We start from the raw sequence: 17507 nt of genomic DNA, 5'->3' as shown, positions 1-17507 counted from the left end.
CAGTAGTCCGGATAAATTAATTATTATAACTTTTAATACGTACTAAAGGGTACCATGAACCAAGCCATGGCTTTTTCTCCTGCAGTAAGCACTGAACTCCTCTTCAAAGTTCTGGAATCTTGTCTCAAGAAATTCAACCAATCTTATAAACTGCAAGGTGGTTTTAGGGTCCAACATGTGTTCAAGAACATGAGCATCCTTTAAAGCAATGTCTTCAGGTACGAGTATTAACCTGAGTAGCTTGAGAAACGTGTAGTATCTCATTTCAATTATCTCGGCAACCTCTTTCCCCTTGGGAGTCAAAGTCACTCCTCCATATTTCTCATAATTGACATAACCCTCTGCCTGTAGTTTGCGAACCATCTCGACCACGCTTGAGGGCTTTTTCTCAAGTTCTTTAGCGATATCTCTCACTCGAGCATAGCCTTTCTCCTTTGTAATCCTGTAGATTGCTCGGAGGTAGTCCTCTTTTCGGGGAGTGATCTTAAGTTTCATGTAAACCTATTTTTTACATTATTCTCTCTTCTTTAAGTATTCCGATGCGAGCGGTTTGTCCTCTCATTGATCTCAGAGCAAAAATATGAACCTAAATTTTTTAGGGCAAGCAATAAATATTAGTGAAACCTAAAATTTCTCAATGGGGGGAAAATGAGCGAAAAACCTCTGGCTTCCTTGAAACCTGGAGAAAAAGGTATCGTTTCACGCGTCACAGGCGAGCCAACTCTACGTAAAAGGCTGATGGATATGGGCTTTGTCAAGGGCGCGGAGGTAGTTGTTCTCAGAAAGGCACCATTGGGTGACCCTATAGAGTATCTTGTTAAGGGATACAATATTAGTTTGAGGAAGAGTGAAAGCGAGCACATATACGTCATTGTGAATGAGGTGAGGGAAGGTGAGGCTCCCGCTAGCGTTTCTTCCGGAGAACGCGGAAGCCATAGTCGTCGAGGTTAGAGGAGGTATGGGCATTATGAGGAGGCTCTTAGATTTAGGCCTTACCCCTGGTGCCAAGGTAAAAGTCATTCATTCTGGTTCTGCGGGGCCTGTTCTCATAGAGGTGAGGGGATCTAGAGTCATGGTGGGGCGAGGTATTCTGATGAAGATTATTGTCGAATGGGGTGGATCGCCGTGACTATAAGGGTAGCTCTCATTGGAAATCCTAATGTCGGTAAAAGTCTAATATTCAACAATCTCACGGGGGGTAGGGTTCACGTCGGAAACTGGCCTGGTAAAACTGTTGAGAAGAAGGAGGGGCGATGCAGGCATAGAGGAGAGGATATCCAGATTGTTGATCTTCCTGGAGTATATAGCTTGACCGCTCAGACTATTGACGAGATGATAGCGCGTGACTATATAGTGAAGGAGAAGCCTGATGTCGTGGTTGACATAGTCGACGCGTCGAACCTCGAAAGAAATCTATACCTGACACTTCAATTGCTCGAGCTTGAGGCAAATGTCGTCGTTGCCTTGAACAAGTATGACCTGGCAAAGAGCCTTGGCTTTCAAATAGACGTTGAGGGCCTTTCGAAAATGCTTGGTGTAAGGGTTATACCGACAATCGCAACGACGAAGGAAGGTATGCAGGAGCTGTTAGACGCCATCCTTGAAGCCTCAAAACAGAGGAGGAGAGGTAGCACGCTACGCTATAATGAACGCGTCGAGAAAATAATCTCAAGAATGGAGCAGCTCATCCAAGAAGACAAGTTACTCGCTGAAGCGTATCCTACAAGATGGCTTGCTATAAAAGTGTTAGAGAGTGATGAAGAAGTATTAAAAGAGATTGAGAAAAGTTCTCAAAAGGAAAGAATATTAGCCCTCAAAGAGAGCCTCCAGAAGGAACTCGGCGGAGATGCTAGCGTAGTTTTAGCTGAGGCACGTTATGAGTTCATAAGTGGCGTGCTTGGTAAAACTGTAAGAGGAGCGAAACCATTAACGGTCACCGACCTACTCGACAAAGCGCTGCTAGACAAGTATGCAGGAATACCTGTTTTCCTATCGTCTATGTGGCTCCTCTTCAGGTTTACCTTCGACGTCTCAGCACCCCTCACGAGTTTGATAGAAATGTTCTTTGGCTGGCTCGGCACATTAGCCTCCGCATCCATACCAAATGAGCAACTCGCCGGGTTCGTGGTTAACGGACTCCTGGGAGGTGTTGGCGCCGTCTTGACGTTCATTCCACCTATATTCTTCCTGTTCTTCGGGCTCTCACTTCTCGAGGACAGCGGCTACCTTGCAAGGGCTGCCTTCGTAATGGATAGGATCATGTATAGGCTGGGTCTCCACGGGAAATCGTTTATCCCCTTGCTTCTAGGCTTTGGTTGTAATGTCCCAGCAGTCATGGCAACCAGGATAATAGAGAGTGATGAGGACCGAATAATAACAATACTCGTTAATCCGTTAATGTCGTGTAGCGCTCGGCTACCCGTCTATATTCTAATAAGCTCGGCTGTTCTGGGATCTTATGCAGCTATAGGCGTTTACTCGATGTATCTCCTCGGAATAGCGTTAGCCCTAATTATGGCCCTCCTTTTCAGGAGGACAATACTCAAGGGTAAACCCTCACCGTTCATCCTAGAGTTACCACATTACGCACGACCAACTCTACGGAATACTGCGCTACACATGTGGGAAAGGGGCTCACTTTTTCTGAAGAAGGCGGGGACAATAATAACACTTACCATGATTGTGGTGTGGTTCCTTTCGAGTTATCCATGGGGGTCACACCTCGAGGAGTCATACGTGGGAATGCTGGGCCGCACACTTGAACCCCTCTTCCGTCCTCTTGGCTTTGACTGGCGTGCTGTCGTAGCACTCTTCTTCGGCTTTCTGGCCAAGGAGGTAGTCGTGGGAACCTTCGGTCTACTCCTTGGAGCCGAGGCGACGGGGTTGCCTGAGGCTCTTAGGAGTCAGGGGATTTTCACTCCACTCACGGGCTTCGCATTCATGGCCTTTACCCTCATATACATGCCTTGCGTCGCGACTATCGCAGCGATATACAGGGAAACTAACTCGCTGAAGTGGACGTTGTTTGCTATCGTCTATTCAATGATACTGGCATATGTTGTTGCTTTCGCGATTATAATCGTGGGTCATCTGTTAGGTTTCGCATGAGGTGAAGAAAAATGGTAAGAACCCGGAATAATCAAGGAATACTGGTTGTATATGCTTTGATCATGGGATTGCTCTACGTTGTAATTGGCTTAGCGGAGTTTATCCTGGCCATCTGGAACTGGTTCATAGATCCTTCAGGAAACTTAAGCTTGCCGTATCTTCCTAGCAGAGACCTCTTTGGAGGATTCTCATCCCTCACAATTGGAGCAGTATATCTCAGGAGCCTAGACCTCTTAAAGGGGAGGAACGAATCGCTGGGTTTCACACTCGTAGGTGCGCTCCTTGCCGGGGCTTACAGTGTAGTATATATGCTCATTATAGGTGCGGATGGCCTCAACGCTTATCTCTCCCATATCTCCGGGGAAGAATTTACATGGGAGTGGTTAACACAAGGAACCCTTGAAACCGGCATACTGAGACCCGAAATATGGCTTGGCCTAGCTTCCCTGCCCCTGCTCATCTTGACTTTAAAAAATCTAGAGAGCCAAAAATCAGAGTAATGATTTAATTTATCTTTACTTGATTCAAGAGTACAAGAGCTTGTCCACTTGGAGGAGCTAATGTGTAATCAGCTTCCAGGTAAACTTGCCTCGTGGATCTTTGTTTCTCTCCCATTATCCCATTTTCCAAGTGTGATCATGTGAGACGTGATCCTAACGAAGGTACAGGTACTGTTGTGTCCGTTTTCGATCCAGGATCCAGTATTGGCGTAAACTCTCCCCTCCTCAACTAGCAGCTCTGGCACATGTGTGTGTCCTAATACTACTCCATCGATTCGCCCGATTTGGGGTATACTTTCAAGGGATCGGAGGAAGCGGTTGAGCGGTTTGCTTACAGACAAGTGTCTAAGGCTTTTCCCGCGAAGCCTACTCTTTGATAATTTCATATTTAATTCCTCGAGAAGACCATACCATATTCTGTCCTGTAGTTTCCTCCACAACATAACTAGAAGAGGGGAGAGGAGTAGGATAGATACCAGGAAGAGGATAAACTCCTGTAACACATTGTCCGCAGTTATAGATGCTAGCAGGAATGCAAGTGATCCAGCGCTCAAAGCGGCAAGCATCCATTCCGATGGCCCCGGTAGCGAGAACAGCGACTCTGAAAGTATATACACGTAGCTTTGAATCTTCCACAAGCCCTTAAATCTTGTAAAAAGAGCATCAAGCTGGTGTCCATGCAGCAGCAAGTATTTTCTTCCGTCCACGTTCAGGATGAAAAAATCCGGAACTGTGTAAATGTCACCTTTCCCACGACTACTCTCAAGTTTTATCCATGAGACTATCCTGTCGTGGTTACCCGCGACATAAACTATCGTTTTATCAGAGCCAACCAAGACTTTTACAGGATCGTAAGCGCTCCTAATGATATCCCCTACTTTTGCGCTCCAAAAGTCAAAAATATCGCCTAGGAGTATTATTAACTTCACATTATTGTCCCCTAGTATTTTCTCGAGAAACTCTGAGAGCTCCCGGCTCTTAGAAAGCTCTCTACCCTTGTACTTTAGCCCCAAATGGGTATCTGATATAGCTATTGCTTCCTCAGCCTCTGTTAATTCAACCTCAAGTATTTTTCCTATCTCGCTCTCCAGCCAGCCTATCCTCATGTCATCAAGAAGGCTTTTTCACTCTAGGCAATAAACCTAATGTAGTTTTTCTCGTTATGAAAAGATCTTTTCTCATGTTTTTCCATGGTTTTCCTAAATAACCCCCTCCGCGATTAAAGTGCCGGGTTAAGCCATGACCAAAAAATTGGTAGGCATGCTACTGGTAACACTGCTGCTAGCCTCGATGTTATCCTACTCTGCGAGCGTTAGTGCCTCAAAAGATAACTCTGTCGAAATACTGATAAGGAATGCCCAAAAGCTCAAAAAGATAGCCTACGAGAGGCTAAACGTCACGCTCTCTGTCCTGAGCGCAAACAAGTCTCTGTTGAACATGACAAAGTCTCTCAACTTATCATTGATTGAAGGACTACTCAGCCAGGCTGACACATACCTGAACTTAAGCATCCAGTTATACAACTCAGGAAACTTTACGGGAGCCAAGCTTTATGCAATCTATGCTATAAACACTTATGATAACGTTATTGAGATCCTAGAGGAATTCGCTGAGAAAGCTGGAATAAATCTAGAGTTTGAGGAAGCAGAGGAACACCTAAACCAAACCGAGGTAAAAGAGGTTGAGGAAGCCCTCAACAAGACAGCACTACTCCTGCAGCTTCAAGTACTTGAGGCTAGAGTAACTGCGCTCGAAGCATCACTTTCAAAGCTAAATCAGTCAGAGTTCAACCTCACCTTTGTCTTCCAACTGCTTGACTATGCTAAGACAATACTAGCCCAGACGAGAAACCAGCTTGCCCAAGGTAACATCACTGTGTCCATTTTAGCCCAAAACCTTGCAGTTGTCAAAAAGATCCTCGGACTTGTAAACGCTGAGCTAAACAGACAGTCATTACACGTCACTGTAATCAAGGCGATGAAGCTAGGCCTCTTAAAGAAGAATGACACAGCATTCCTTAACCAGTCGCTAATAATTCATAAAATCCCCAAGTTAAAGGAGGTTCGCAATCGGACTCGCACAGGTATCAATGAAACAGCAGCTGAGCTGGAAGAGATACAAGCCGAGGTAAGAAACATGTCCAAAAACATATCAAAGCAAATCAAAGAGATCGAGAAGAAGATAAAAGAAGAGGTCAAAGAGGAGGGTAAACACGTGAAAGAGATAGAAGAGGAGGTGGATATACCTACAGCCTCAAAACCCCCTAAGGAGAAAATCCTTCCGCCAGGCCTCGAGAAAAAAGGACACGGAGACAATGATGAGGAGCACGAGGAAAACCCACTAACACAGAGCTCACAGGGTAAAAGAAAATAAGACTTTTTTCTTTCCATTTTTTTAATAAATTAACTTTTTTCCTAGACTTGTTCTAAAGTCAAGTTTATGGTTTAATTGCTAGGATAATCGACAGGATTAATGCATAGATGAACATAGCTGAACCTAATATGGTTAGAATTTTCCTAGATTTTTCTTCTTTCACTAAGTTAGCTTCAACTAGAACCATGTGGAGTCCGTACAAGGCGTGGTAGATAGCCGCACCGGCCAAGACGAGTTCCATGCCGAGTACAAGAGGGTTCTTGAAGGCCGCTATCACGTCTTGGTATGTTGGCAGCCCTTTATAAGAGCCCCAGATGTGTACGCGTAAGAGGTGGGCAAGAACAGCTACGACTAGGATTACCGCTGTAATTACCTGGAAGATCCATCCAAGGCTTTTTCTACCTGAGGACATTTATAATCACCTCTACACCAAGCAGAATGAATAAGAGAGCACAGATCCATGCAATAACGAGAAGTTTACGCCTATGCTCTAGAAGGAACCCCATTTCAACAATAGCGGAATAGATACCCAGAGTTCCATGAATAACGAGTACAGCCCATAAAAACGAGTCTATCACGACTCCCATGGGCCCGGCAAAGAGGTTTAAAAGCTGCGAGTAAGCCTCGGGTCCAGCCAGCAGCGTCGTAATGTCAACAAGGTGGCCGAGAAGATAGAATGCCATAATTATACCTGTCAGTCTCCTGATAGCGAAACTTACATGCTCCAGGCTTCTGCCCTTAATCCTAAACCAACTAGTAAAAGCATCTCTTAAACCCACAAAACCTCACCCCTCAACCCTAACCCTACCACTAATAATGTTCCTTCTAAGCTTCAGGATCGACTCCCCGGGCTTGAAGTTTACAGGACACCTAACACTACACTCGAAAGCCGCATGACACCCCCAGACACCCCTACGCGAGTCTACGACACGTGGAACTCTCTCGTTGCCCGACCTAGAGATCAAGGCTAGCAATGAAGGCCCGAGATACTCGGGGAACGTGTTAGCAATCGGGCATGCTGAATAGCAGATGCCGCACTCCAGGCAGTCGTATAGCTTTTCCCGCGGAATTGACACAGCATTATTCAACCTTAACTCGAGCTTTTCAAGTGTAGACGGGGCCACATGCCTATAACGTCCAAACATTCTCGACTTGTCCACGGCCAGGTCGCTTATCACCTTAAAGCCCCTTAAGGGTTCAAGTACAACAACCCCATTCCTAGCCACGTCTCCGATCCTCGTGATGCAGGCAAGCCTCTCCACACCGTTAATCACCATCCCGCAAGCGCCACAGACGCCATGGTGACAAGCGTGCTCGAATACCAGTGTCTTGTCCTTTTCGATGCTTATTCTCTCGACAACATCAAGAACACTCTCGCTGGGATTTGCCTCTACTTCGAAGGTATCGAAGCTAATCCTTCCATCCTTATATCTCCTTATCACAACCTTGTATTTCATCCATTCTCACCTATTCGAAGTAGAGCCAGTAGGGGCTCATGGGTAATTCCGAGGTCTTGGACCGCACAGAAACGCCAAGTCTCTCGGCAACAAAATCACCCATTTTTTCGGCCATAAGCCTCGCAGTAGTAAACTTCCCACCTATGATGCTCGCGAAATTCTCGACTCCGTCACGAGAGTGATCCAGTATTGCAAAGCTCCTGCTAACCTCCCTTCCAGTCGTGGCCGCTCCTTCTCCTATTAGTGGCCTAGACGAGACGTATACAGCCTTCACCCTCAGCTTTGACACGATCGGAGCTAGCTCGGAACCCCTTTTGATCATCAGCTCTACGTGATCCTGGGGAGCTCTAACAATGTCTGGATCCTCGACGACCCACGAAGTGGTTCCCACGACGCTAGTCCCTCTATGGTGAACTATTATATCCCCATCCCCCGGCTTGTTAAGCCTGTTAAACACCATGTACCCAATCCTACCATCCAGCGCCACCATTACCCCCGGGCTAGGCTTCACGGGAACCCTGACGCCTGCCAGCCTTGCAACCTTGTCAGCCCAAGCACCTGTCGCGTTTATGATGAAGTCAGGGGTAAGCTCGTACTCCCGAGCCCTTACCTTGTCCAGGACACGTACTCCGACGATTCTACCATCCGAGACTCTAAAACCTACTACCTCGTTGTAAGGCCTAAACTCAGCCCCGTATTTTTTAGCCGAAGCCGCGAAGCTCAAGATGACCTTCAGGGGGTCAAAGGTTCCATCCGGCACCTCTACTGCTGCCTTGAGTTCAGGATTAAGGTTAGGTTCAAGGCGCAACGCCTCCTCTCTTGATACCTCGCGAACAGGTATCCGAGCCCGCTCACACTGCTTTAGGAAAAAGTCTTTGTACTTTAAATCATCCTCTGTAATAGCGATGAAAAGCCCTCCATTCTTTTCGAAGAGGAAAGGCGCTATCCTCCTCAATATGACATTCTCCTCATAACACTCACGTGCAACCTCCACGTCGGCAATATACCTGCAACCACTATGTAAGAGTCCATGAGTTCGCCCACTCGTCCCCGCGCCGAGAGAGCCCCTCTCGACAACCTGAACCTTGAACCCGCGAAGGGCAAGGTCATATGCTATAGCTGCACCCGTAACGCCGCCGCCGATGACTAGTATCTCCTTGTCCCGTCTTTCCACAGCGACATTACCCCTACATAGTATTTCAATTTTTTGTAACAAAAATATTTAAAATAAGATATATTATTTTCTTACTCATACCCATAAGCCCAGGGAACCTCCTTGGCCCAGCCGAGTGAACGCTTAACCGCAGCCCTCCACCCGCTGTAGAGTTTTTCTCTTCTCCCCGCATCCATCTGGGGTTTGAAAACTCTCTCAGCTCTCCATAATTTGCGGATCTCGTCAAGGCTCTCCCAAACATCAACCGCAAGACCTGCTAGGTACGCCGCGCCGAGCGATGTTGTCTCGCTAATCAAAGGCCTCTGGACTTCGACGCCGAGGATATCGGCCTGGAATTGAAGCAAGACATTGCTTTTAGCAGCTCCGCCGTCCGCCTTCAAGATCCTGATCCTACCACCGATGTCTTTCTCCATCGCCTCTATAACATCTCTCGTCAAGTATGCAATGCTCTCTATAACAGCCCTTGCAATATGTTTTCTCGAGGTTCCACGCGTTATACCGATTATTAATCCTCTAGCGTAGGGATCCCAGTATGGGGCTCCAAGACCAGTGAAAGCTGGGACAAAGTACAATCCCCCAGTGTCATCGGTAGACTCCGCTAGTGGGTCAATCTCCGGTGAAACCTCTATTAGTTTAAGACCGTCTCTAAGCCACTGAATCGCGGCACCCGTTATGAATATGCTACCTTCGAGTGCGTAAGTCGCCTTCCCCGGCTCAAGGCTGTAAAAAACAGTTGAAAGTAAATTATTCTTGGACTTGACGACATTCTTCCCAGTGTTCAAGAGTATGAAATTCCCCGTACCATACGTTGACTTAACATCCCCCTCATCGAAACCCACTTGTCCGAACAAGGCTGCCTGCTGATCCCCTGCATCGCCTGTCACAGGTACACTTTTTCCATTAAACACACCGTTAACTTCTGGTCCCGTGTAGCCGTAGGCATCTCTTTCGCTTGAAGGTCTAGGTAGAGGAAGACTTTCCACGTCGATGCCACCTAATAGCTCCAACAACTCTGGATCCCAATCCAGCTTATGCAGATTGAAGAGCATTGTCCTAGAAGCGTTAGAGTAATCCGTGACGTGGGCACCGCCCTTATCCGGGGTCAACGTGTTCGGCGACCCTCGGGTCAGGTTCCAGATAATCCAAGAGTCAATGGTTCCAAAGAGCGCTTCTCCCTTACCCATCTTGTCACGGAGGCCCGGGATGTTTTCCAACAACCACCTGATCTTGCTACCTGAAAAGTACGGATCGGGGACCAAGCCAGTCTTCTCATATATCAGCTCGAAATGTCCCCGGCGGAGCTCATCAGTGATAGGTGCGGTCCTTCTGTCCTGCCAGACTATGGCGTTGTAAAGGGGCTGTCCTGTACGCGGATCCCAAACCACAACAGTTTCACGCTGGTTGGTCACACCTATAGCGGCTATTTCCTCTGCTCTAATCCTAGAGCGATCAAGAACCTCCTTCATACATATCAGTGTTTTCTCCCAAATCTCTAGAGGGTTGTGCTCAACCCAACCGGGCTTTGGAAAGATCTGTGAGTGCTCCCTGTAAGCCCAGCCCCCTTGTACGGGTTTCCCCTCCTCGTCGTAAATAGCTACACGCGTCCCAGTTGTCCCCTGATCTATAACGAGGATTTTTTCACTCATGCGTTTAATATTTAGTATAGAAACTCTAATAAGTTTTCCATTATTAACATAGCTTACAAAATACATAAATATATGTTAGATTCCATTAGGCTCAATGACGAAAATCAATCCGGGATTAATATCATTGGCCCTCCTTCTAACAATGATCATAAGTTCTTTCCTCGCATACTCCGTCATGAGTAGCTTCGGATACGTAACTGTACAAGACGTCAGATTCTACGGTCCAAACAACGAGCTCATCAGCGCACACCTTTACGTCCCAGCAGATGCAACACCGCAGAAGCCCGCACCAGGTATACTAGCCATTCATGGTTACAATAATCAAAAAGAATACATGGACAATACCGCGCTAGAGCTAGCCAGGAGAGGCTACGTCGTCTTGGCAATAGATATGACGGGACACGGTTTTTCAGAGGGAGCTGTAGGCTTGTTCTCGTATGGTGCGGTTGCAGGCTTAAACTACTTGAGGTCGCTTGCCTACGTTGATAAAAACAACATAGGACTAGTAGGGATGTCCATGGGTGGCTGGGCAATACAAGCCGCCGCCCTAGCGGTCCCCGACGGTTACAAATCAATGTTTTATATGGACTCCTACGTGCTTCCTCCAAGCGTAGCTCCCAAGCTTAAAAACGTTGCAATACAGATGGCCTTCGCCGACGAATTCACACCGTATTGGCTGCAGGTGCCTACAGGAAAAGATATACCTCGATCCCCTGTTCTTAAGCAGATCTTCAACGTCAGCGAGGACATAGTGCCCGGGAAAGTATACGGTGATATTTCAAAGGGCACGGCCAGAATTCTCTACAGCCCATACATCGACCACGCAGCCTCTACAGATGATCCGACTAGCATAGGCAATGTTATTGAATGGATGCAAATGACGCTTAAAGGAGGTAAAGACATCCCTAGAAACGACCTTATTTTCCCGCTAAAACAACTATTCACAAGCATAGCATTTCTAGCAGCCGTCGCCTTCATATTCTCCTTTGGGACATTCCTCCTTGACACAAAATATTTCCAAGACCTTACCGCCCCAACACCTGAGTATAGAGGCTTCACAGGTAGTAGCTACTGGATAGCCGCTGCAATTACAACCCTGCTAGGACCGCTCCTATTCCTCCCAACATTCATTGAGTGGGGCATGAATCCACTATTCTTGAACGTGCTCACCCCTCAAGCTCCGACGAACCGTTATCTAGCGTGGATGGACACGGTTGCGTTAGTGACAGTTATTCTCCTTGCAGTATTCTATTACCTTAGTCTAAAGAAGAAGGGATTTAACTTCGAGAACACAGGACTAAAACTTCCTCTCGAGAAGATATTGAAGAGCTTTGTTTTCGCAGTATTTGTCTTAGCACCTGTATACCTGACCCTGGCATACTGCTATGCCTTCTTCAGGGTTCCATTTACTCTCGCCGGGTTACCAGAGCCCATTGTTCTGAGGCCCATGAGCATGGTTCGTTTCGGTTTCACAGTTATGTACTTCCTACCTTTCCTTTTCTACTACCTGGTTATAGCAGTCCTCTTCTATGGTTTTATGAGATTTAAGGCTGGAAATGTCAGCCTGTCAAAAGAAATAATAATTAATTCCTTGATAATCTCCCTGGGTTCTATCGGATTCTTACTCTACTACTACATACCCTTATACCTTGGAATGCCCCAGACACTCTCATGGAACTATGTATTCGGAGGCGTACCCCTAGCAATGATTTACTATATCGTTGTCCCTATAATAAGCATCATAACTGTCTCTATTATTACGTACTATAACAGGAGAACAGGAAATGCTTGGATAGGCGCCTTCATAGCTGCACTACTAATAACATGGTACAACGTGGCTTTTGCCGCCTTCCACGTTGCCATGCCTCCTTAGACTCATATCAAATTTTTTCTTATTTTTATTATAACTGATCAAGATTTTGCCACGTGAAAATAAAAGACATTCCGTTTTTTGCGTGGAAGGTATGAGCGGAGATCTTGAACTCATAAAGCAGCGTTTATTAAAACAAATGTTGACCAAAAAGCCCGTAGAACAAAAGTGTACTGTTGAGAAAAGAGGAGACAAGGTTAAGCTGGAAGAGGCCTTGTCCAAGTGTAGGGTTGTGTTAGTTGACTTCTGGGCTGAATGGTGTGGTCCTTGCAGACTAGTCGAGCCCGTAGTCGAAAAGATAAGTGAGGAATACGGGGACAAATTAGCTGTTGTCAAGATAAATGTGGACGAGAACCCAGACGTTGCCGCCTCGTTTGAAGTCTACAGTATACCGACCCTCCTACTCTTCCACAGGGGGAAAGAGGCAAGGCGTTTTATAGGATATTCGCCCATGCTTTATAGGAACATAACGGGACTGCTTAACTCCTACTTTTCAAGTGTCTAGAAGACTATATTGAGTAGCCCTAGTAATGGTTTTTAATAGGAGCTTACTGAAGGCTTTGGTGCTTTAGGAAATGCTCAGGCAACGCCTACTCGTCCCCCTACTGCTCTCGCTAGCAGTTATAGTGGCTGGATCCGTGTATATAATTCACACTTTACATGGACACTCACTGCTCGAAATCATTGTCCTTTACTCGGCAGCCATTATAGAGAAAATAGGGTATTTGGGAATATTCATATTGATGACTTTAGAAAGCGCACTCGTACCAATCCCAAGCGAGATCGTTATGCCCTTCGCAGGATTCCTGGTCTGGAGCGGGAAGATGGACTTGACCTTGGTTGTTCTCTCAGGTACACTTGGTAATCTAGTTGGATCCTTTATTCTTTACAAGCTGGGCGAAGGACCCGGCCTCAAGTTCATAGAAAAATACGGGAAATATTTCATGATAGGAGAGCCCGAGGTGGCACAGGCACAACAGCTCTTCTCAAGATACGGGAGCCTTATCATTTTCACTGGTAGGATGCTCCCAGCAGTGAGGACAGTTATCTCTCTACCTGCTGGCATCTCGCGGATGAACCTGCCTAAATTCCTAGCGTACACCTTTCTAGGCTCTGTCCCGTGGAATCTTGCTCTCACGTACGTTGGGTTGGTTTTGGGGGAGCACTGGGTTGTCATCGAAAAATACGCTAGGGTATTAGACTATGTAGTTATTGTACTCGCAATAATAGCTGTCTTGGCTTTCTACATATATAAAACTAGAAATCGCAAGGAGTACCAGCGTTCATAAATTTTAATACCCCCTGGTTAAACAGTTTTTCCAGGCAATAGGCTTTCTAAGCTTTTATCGGCCCAATAGGCTCCGTAGCCCCTATTTTCTCTGCGCATGTGCCCTAAACTTTTTTAACATCAGGGGTATCAAGCATTGGTAGCCATGCAGGATTTAAAATCCCTCGTTGAAAGCGTGAAAATGTTTTCATTCGACATCGACGGGACGATCATAGACAGTTATAGCTACATGCGAGACGTTATAGAGATACTGCTCTTGTACCTTGGCGTCCCTCCAGGCATGCTCCAGCCTGTTTCGAATATGGCGGTTGAGGCCTGGTACGAACGCGAGAAAAACGCGACAATGGATTATTCCCGGATGTACGACTTGTTAATAGAGTCCGCCGAGAAAAACGGCATAACTCTAATCGGGAAGCGTGAGGAGTTCAACGAGCTCCTACTAGAGGCACGGGTAAAAGCCTCCCAGACACTACCATGCGCGGTCCGCGTGCTACGTCAACTGAAAGCAATAGGGAAAATAGTCGTAACAGTCTCAGGTGGTGACGGAGTCCCGGGGATGAAGAGAAAAAGAATCGAGTTGGGGGGTCTCTCGAAGTTTTTCGACTTGATAGCTGTTGTCCCAGAAGACTATCCCTCAAGGATCGAGGCTCTAGCTAGGCTTGCCTCTCAATATGGCTTAAGTTATAATGAAGTAGCTCACATAGATGATAGGGCTGAGTATGTGAACAGTATAGCAGAGGCTGGCTTTAAGGCTGTACTTGTAAAGACAGGTATGCTCAACACAAGCATTCCTCTAAGAGATGACATTATCGTGCTTGACAACCTCTGCATACTCTATGAGACACTGGTAGGCAAGGAGCAAGCGGCTAAAGAAAAACCCTAGAACTCTTGCAACTTTTTATCCATGGCTTTGAATTATCTGTTCTCAGAGACTTCACGTGTAAGATCATTCTGATACAAGTTTTCACGATCCATTCGGCAGAAGTATCGCAATATGGCTTCTTGAAGTCTTTTTAGCGACTTTCCAAAACTAAAATATTTTTTCTATTTTACCGACTACTAGAAATTTGAAAAATCTTTATCAATCTATAAAGATTTTTCTACCATTATTAGATGAGGAGATTGGATGAAAAAGGTTTGAGTAAAAGAAGTCATGATTAATGATGAGTGAGGTGACCAACAATTCCTACACTCTAATTTTCGGTGAGAATAACTCTAGGAACCCCAATACCCAGGGTATGTAGAGTTTTCTGCATCGCTTTTTTATGCATCTCAATATCTTGTCTGCTACGGTTTCAGCTTTTAGAGAATACCAGGGTGTATTCAAGTTAATTCTCTCGAAAAAGGAAGTGGACGTTGCTCCGGGGTAAACTCTTAGCATCCTTATTTTTCTAGAAGCCAATTCCCTCTCAAGTTCAAGCGAGAGAATATGTAGCGCAGCTTTAGTGGCCGTGTATGTTGTCATGTTCTTTAAGAGAACAAAGGCCGCTGGCGAGACCACATTTACGACCAGGCTGTTCGGAGGCATAATGTCCAGTAAGGAGATGATGAGTTGGACGGGTCTAATAGTGTTCACTAGGAAGATTCCCTCCACTTCCTCGATCGTGTGATTGAGAATCGGTTTGTAGTAAGCAAAACCTGCATTGTTTACGAGGACATCTAATCTGCCGAAGTCGTTTCTCGCGCGGTTTACTATTTCTTGAAGGCAGCTTTGTTGGGCGAGATCGCAAGAGACGTACTGGAACTTATCAGCGAATTCCCCTCTTAATTGTTCCAGTATTTTCTTATTCCTCCCGGTGCCCAGAACTTGATATCCTTCCTTTAACATTCTTCTCGTCAATTCAAGGCCAATGCCGCTTGATGCCCCCGTAATTAGAGCGTAAAGGCTCTGTCGCATATTGTAAACTATCCTTTCTAGGGTTAAAAATCTTTAAAAATCCTGCATGTAATGCTTCAATGCGTTATATGGAGGTAGGATCGCTGGGCATAATGGTGGTGTTTGCAATAACCATATTTATAGGTAAAGCCTTGAGGCTGAGAGTTCCAGAAATCCTTTTCAGAATAATAGTGTTGATACTAGTATTCACGATTTCTATGTGGGCCACACTAAACGGCTTAGGAGTTATTCTCCAAAGCACGGCTACCTCCCTTTTTATATTATCTCTCATCATACTCTCTTTATTAGCAATAGGATACCTAGTTGACAGAAGAGGCGCGGATAATGCGATAGCCGAGCCAAAAGGCCGAGTAGACATACCCCTAATCGTTGCTGTTATAGCAGGTTGGCTCATCGGCCTATCCGGTGCAAAGCTGCCTCAAGATATTGTAGAGGAGGTCGTTGCACTAGAGGTTTATCTCGTTATAGCGGTGACGGGCCTGACTGTGGCCAACTCTATAAATCTTGAGACACTAAAACGTGGAGGGCGATCGGCGCTCACTGCAGCGATGCTGAGCCTGACCTCCGCTCTTATCTCTGGGCTTCTAGCAGCGTACATCTTGAACGTTCCCCCCAGAATCACGCTTGGCATTGCTTTCGGTCTAGGGTGGTATAGCTTCGCCGGCCCCTTCATAGCTCAAGCATATGGGCCCCTATGGGGTTTCACAGCGTTCCTGGTCAATGTTCTACGTGAGCAGGCCACCTTTATCCTGGTTCCACTACTCCGTAAACCATTCCTCTCTATGGTGAGCCTTGGAGGCGCTACAACCATGGACAACACGCTTCCCGTCTACGGCTACGTGTACGGTGAGGAGGCCTCAGTGGTTAGCATAATTCACGGCTTCGTACTTACCCTTCTCATCCCCTTCCTTCAAGGATTTATCGTGGGGCCTCTGGCCTAACGATGCTCTAGGATTGATGCGTATGAAGACAGTGACCCATGCGTGAGTACTTGTAAGCTCCTAGAGTGTTTTTCTTTCAAAAATTTTTATATGTGTTTAAATACGGGTGGCAGGATGCCCAGAGATTTTGGAGTTGCATATGTTTCATCATTCGTAGCCTCCTTTCTTCAATCCGTCTTTATACCTACCTTGGTAGTCTATGCCTATCTCTCTTCTTTGAGGGAACTAGAGATAAGCCTTATAACTGGTTTTGCCTCGCTCGTCTACATTCCCGGCGCATTGGCGTCGGCAGGCTTATACTCAAGGATAGGTGCACGGAGGATAATAGTCCTGGCTTTCGGGATACTTGCGGCGGGGCTGGCAGCTCACCTGTTCTCCCATGATTTCTATAGCATTTTACTAGCTGCAAGCATCGTTCTTTTAAGCCTTGGTGTCTTCTGGCCGGCCTTAGAGACGTACATGTCGCACAGCGGGACAAGTGTTTCGCTTTTCTCCTTCTCTTGGAGCTCTGGCTCCCTCCTCGGCGCCTTTTTAACATCCACCCTGTTACGCTTCGATGCGAGGCTTTTATTCGCCAGCTACGCTCTTCTTTCAGTTATACAGGCTCTTATTGCACTGAAACTCAATGAGAAGGTATCTGTTAATGAATCAGAAGTCAAGCATGATAACAATATCTTCTCACTGCTTCTACTCGTGACTCCCTGGCTTTACTGTCTAGCTTATGCGTCCTCTGCAAGCGGCGTTTTCACATTTTACCCGCTCTTCGTTGAAAGAAACGGTTTATCAAAAGACTACATCTCCCTTGTGAATTTCTCAATGCTCCTATCAAGGACGATAACTTTCTTTTTTTATGAAAGGATTCCGGTCCTTGTACGGGATCCGTTATTAGCCTCAGCTCTCTTCCTAGTAGGAGGCTTTCTCACAAAAACTCAACAACCACTCCTAGTAGTCCTCACATCAATGCTCATAGGTTACGCCCAGGGAGTGATCTACGCTACAGCACTTGAACAAGTTTTCAAGCGGGGGCAAGGCGTTGAGAGGGCTACCTCGCTCTTCGAGTCATTCATAGGACTAGGATATGCAATCGCACCCCCGATCAGCGGTCTGAGCCATGTATTACTGCATGCTGAACCCATAAGTTTCTCAAGTATGCTCTCGCTTCTAATAGCGCTACCGGGCACTATAATTTACAGACGCAGGAAAATCAAGAATGCCTCTAGCTGATAATTTTCCGGGCCTTCACGGGGTATACC

The 17507-nt window shown here is 46.2% G+C and carries 19 protein-coding genes; 11 read left to right on the top strand and 8 right to left on the bottom strand.

Translation table 11 applies throughout. The features are described 5' to 3' along the window. Positions 1–42 precede the first annotated feature (42 nt). Positions 43–495 (bottom strand): metal-dependent transcriptional regulator, encoded by a 453-nt coding sequence (locus MA03_RS04175; protein ID WP_052884072.1) that lies wholly within the window; start codon positions 493–495, stop codon positions 43–45. A 153-nt stretch (positions 496–648) separates the two neighbouring features. On the opposite strand from MA03_RS04175, the gene MA03_RS04170 reads away from it, so the two are divergent. Genes MA03_RS04170 through MA03_RS04155 form a run of 4 tightly spaced genes read left to right on the top strand, consistent with a single transcriptional unit; the run spans position 649 to position 3608 of the window. After that, entirely contained in the window at positions 649–951 is a 303-nt protein-coding gene (locus tag MA03_RS04170) for a FeoA family protein (protein ID WP_191118399.1), read from the top strand. Further along, entirely contained in the window at positions 893–1129 is a 237-nt protein-coding gene (locus MA03_RS04165) for a FeoA family protein (protein WP_052884071.1), read from the top strand. Before MA03_RS04170 ends, MA03_RS04165 begins: the two co-directional genes overlap by 59 nt. Then, a complete protein-coding gene (gene feoB / locus MA03_RS04160; protein ID WP_052884070.1) occupies positions 1111–3108 on the top strand; it encodes a ferrous iron transport protein B in 1998 nt (665 codons plus the stop codon). The genes MA03_RS04165 and feoB overlap by 19 nt, the downstream gene beginning before the upstream one ends. Positions 3109–3119: 11 nt before the next feature. Further along, positions 3120–3608, top strand: a complete 489-nt coding sequence (locus MA03_RS04155) for a hypothetical protein (protein WP_052884069.1) — start codon at positions 3120–3122, stop codon at positions 3606–3608. A 68-nt stretch (positions 3609–3676) separates the two neighbouring features. Here the strand turns inward: MA03_RS04155 and MA03_RS04150 are convergent, their stop codons facing one another. Then, on the bottom strand, positions 3677–4714 hold the full coding sequence (locus MA03_RS04150; RefSeq protein ID WP_052884068.1) for a UDP-2,3-diacylglucosamine diphosphatase: 1038 nt from the start codon (positions 4712–4714) through the stop codon (positions 3677–3679). 133 nt (positions 4715–4847) lie between these two features. Here MA03_RS04150 and MA03_RS04145 point away from each other — a divergent pair, with 133 nt between their 5' ends. Next, the gene (locus MA03_RS04145) at positions 4848–5981 is read left to right on the top strand and encodes a hypothetical protein (protein ID WP_052884067.1); all 1134 of its coding nucleotides are present in this window, start codon (positions 4848–4850) and stop codon (positions 5979–5981) included. A 64-nt stretch (positions 5982–6045) separates the two neighbouring features. On the opposite strand, the gene MA03_RS04140 is transcribed toward MA03_RS04145, so the two are convergent. The 5 genes from MA03_RS04140 to glpK all read right to left on the bottom strand — a co-directional run bounded on the left by MA03_RS04140 (position 6046) and on the right by glpK (position 10258). Continuing rightward, on the bottom strand, positions 6046–6393 hold the full coding sequence (locus tag MA03_RS04140; protein WP_052884066.1) for a hypothetical protein: 348 nt from the start codon (positions 6391–6393) through the stop codon (positions 6046–6048). Beyond that, positions 6380–6760, bottom strand: coding sequence for a hypothetical protein (locus tag MA03_RS04135; protein ID WP_052884065.1), 381 nt, complete (start codon positions 6758–6760; stop codon positions 6380–6382). Before MA03_RS04135 ends, MA03_RS04140 begins: the two co-directional genes overlap by 14 nt. A 6-nt stretch (positions 6761–6766) precedes the next feature. Further along, positions 6767–7438, bottom strand: coding sequence for a succinate dehydrogenase/fumarate reductase iron-sulfur subunit (locus tag MA03_RS04130; RefSeq protein ID WP_052884064.1), 672 nt, complete (start codon positions 7436–7438; stop codon positions 6767–6769). 10 nt (positions 7439–7448) lie between these two features. After that, complete coding sequence (locus MA03_RS04125) at positions 7449–8612, bottom strand: FAD-dependent oxidoreductase (RefSeq protein ID WP_052884063.1); 1164 nt, start codon at positions 8610–8612, stop codon at positions 7449–7451. A gap of 71 nt (positions 8613–8683) precedes the next feature. Then, on the bottom strand, positions 8684–10258 hold the full coding sequence (gene glpK / locus MA03_RS04120) for a glycerol kinase GlpK (RefSeq protein ID WP_052884062.1): 1575 nt from the start codon (positions 10256–10258) through the stop codon (positions 8684–8686). A gap of 94 nt (positions 10259–10352) precedes the next feature. Between glpK and MA03_RS04115 the strand changes: the two genes are divergently transcribed. From MA03_RS04115 to MA03_RS04100, 4 genes are all read left to right on the top strand, one after another. Beyond that, the gene (locus MA03_RS04115) at positions 10353–12131 is read left to right on the top strand and encodes an alpha/beta hydrolase family protein (RefSeq protein ID WP_052884061.1); all 1779 of its coding nucleotides are present in this window, start codon (positions 10353–10355) and stop codon (positions 12129–12131) included. Positions 12132–12222: 91 nt separating this feature from the next. Continuing rightward, complete coding sequence (trxA, locus tag MA03_RS04110; protein WP_236944841.1) at positions 12223–12633, top strand: thioredoxin; 411 nt, start codon at positions 12223–12225, stop codon at positions 12631–12633. Between the two features lie 70 nt (positions 12634–12703). Next, positions 12704–13417 carry a DedA family protein gene (locus tag MA03_RS04105; RefSeq protein WP_191118398.1) on the top strand — a complete coding sequence of 238 codons (714 nt, stop codon included), beginning with the start codon at positions 12704–12706 and terminating at the stop codon, positions 13415–13417. 144 nt (positions 13418–13561) lie between these two features. Further along, the gene (locus MA03_RS04100; protein WP_052884060.1) at positions 13562–14299 is read left to right on the top strand and encodes an HAD family hydrolase; all 738 of its coding nucleotides are present in this window, start codon (positions 13562–13564) and stop codon (positions 14297–14299) included. A gap of 303 nt (positions 14300–14602) precedes the next feature. Here the strand turns inward: MA03_RS04100 and MA03_RS04095 are convergent, their stop codons facing one another. Then, positions 14603–15313, bottom strand: coding sequence for an SDR family NAD(P)-dependent oxidoreductase (locus tag MA03_RS04095; protein ID WP_052884059.1), 711 nt, complete (start codon positions 15311–15313; stop codon positions 14603–14605). A gap of 68 nt (positions 15314–15381) precedes the next feature. On the opposite strand from MA03_RS04095, the gene MA03_RS04090 reads away from it, so the two are divergent. Together MA03_RS04090 and MA03_RS04085 are read left to right on the top strand one after the other, a co-directional pair. Further along, the gene (locus MA03_RS04090) at positions 15382–16254 is read left to right on the top strand and encodes a lysine exporter LysO family protein (protein WP_052884058.1); all 873 of its coding nucleotides are present in this window, start codon (positions 15382–15384) and stop codon (positions 16252–16254) included. Between the two features lie 114 nt (positions 16255–16368). Continuing rightward, positions 16369–17478, top strand: coding sequence for an MFS transporter (locus MA03_RS04085; RefSeq protein WP_052884057.1), 1110 nt, complete (start codon positions 16369–16371; stop codon positions 17476–17478). Positions 17479–17507: the final 29 nt, after the last annotated feature.

It is taken from the genome of Thermofilum uzonense (genome assembly GCF_000993805.1).
GTDB lineage: Archaea > Thermoproteota > Thermoprotei > Thermofilales > Thermofilaceae > Thermofilum > Thermofilum uzonense.
Note: the sequence above shows the minus strand (reverse complement) of the source record. Positions and strands in the feature narration are given on the sequence as shown.